We start from the raw sequence: 1,199 nt of genomic DNA, 5'->3' as shown, positions 1-1,199 counted from the left end.
GGCCCGTCCCCTTCGGCAACACCGCCGACCTCCCCGTCATCGGCGACTGGAACGGCGACGGCACCGACACCCAAGGCATCGTCCGATAACCCACCCGCCCTCGCCCGGAGCACAGCCGGGACGCCGGGGCCGCCCGCGACGCCCGCGACGCCCGCACCTCCACGCCCCTGTGCCGCCGTGACCGACACGGCGGCACAGGGGCGTTCCGCGTCGCCGGACACACCGCCCTGGCACTCCCCCGCGCGCCCGCCGTGCGCCGTGCGCCGTGCGCCGTGCGCCGTGCGCCGTGCGCCGACAACGCTGTAATCCCCTCGCATGCCGGCCGCCGGGGGCTACAGCGCACTTACAGCAAGGTTGGAGCGCCCACCCGGATGCTTCTCACACGGAGATCGGCAGATCCGCAGGACTTACCGGAAAGGAACTCTCATGAGTTCGATCACCCCCCGCACCCGGACCACGGCGACCCGCTCGCGCTTCATGCGCCGGCTCGGCGGCGGGCTGGCCACCACGGCTCTGCTCGGAACAGGGCTCATCGCGACCACGGCCTCCCCTGCCGCCGCCGCGTCCCGCGCGACGATCGTGTCGGTCGCCCAGGGCCAGCTCAACAACTCCTCGCGCAACCACGAATCGCCGATGGGCAGCGGCTGCAACTTCTACACCGGGTACTTCCGCTCCTGGAAACCCTCCTCCGGGTGTCCCTCGACCGACGGGGTCCAGTGGCGCGACAGCGACTGGTGCGCCGACTTCTCCAAGTACGTGTGGAAGAACGCCGGCGTGCGCAACGCCGACATCGCCGAGACCGACGGCGGCGTGCTCACCGGCTGGGCCGCCTCCTTCAAGAACTACGGGACCAAGTACGGCACGTGGCATACCCGGTCGAGCGGCTACACGCCCCAGCCAGGTGACGCCGTCGTCTTCGACTGGGACCGGGACGGCGACATCAACCACGTCGGCATCGTCAAGTCGGCGACCTCGAGCACCGTATACACCATCGAGGGCAACGCCAGCGACCGCGTCAAGGAGAACAGCTACTCGCGCTCGGACGGCGACATCGTCGGATACTCCGCTCCGCTCGGCATCGACAGCACCCCCGACCCCGAGCCCGAGCCGATCGACTACGGGGTGCTGGACTTCACGCTGTCCGACAGCTTCGACTCCAACACCAACACCCGCCCGGTCATCAGATACGGCAACAGCCC

At 70.0% G+C, this 1,199-nt stretch carries 1 protein-coding gene; it reads left to right on the top strand.

All coding sequences use genetic code 11. From position 1 onward, the window contains the following. Window positions 1-426: 426 nt before the first annotated feature. Window positions 427-1,199 (top strand): CHAP domain-containing protein (locus tag ACZ6QO_RS37845; RefSeq protein WP_465858342.1); only part of this gene is annotated, 773 nt, incomplete at its 3' end.

Source organism: Sphaerisporangium sp. NPDC049457, assembly GCF_055586705.1.
Note: the sequence above shows the minus strand (reverse complement) of the source record. Positions and strands in the feature narration are given on the sequence as shown.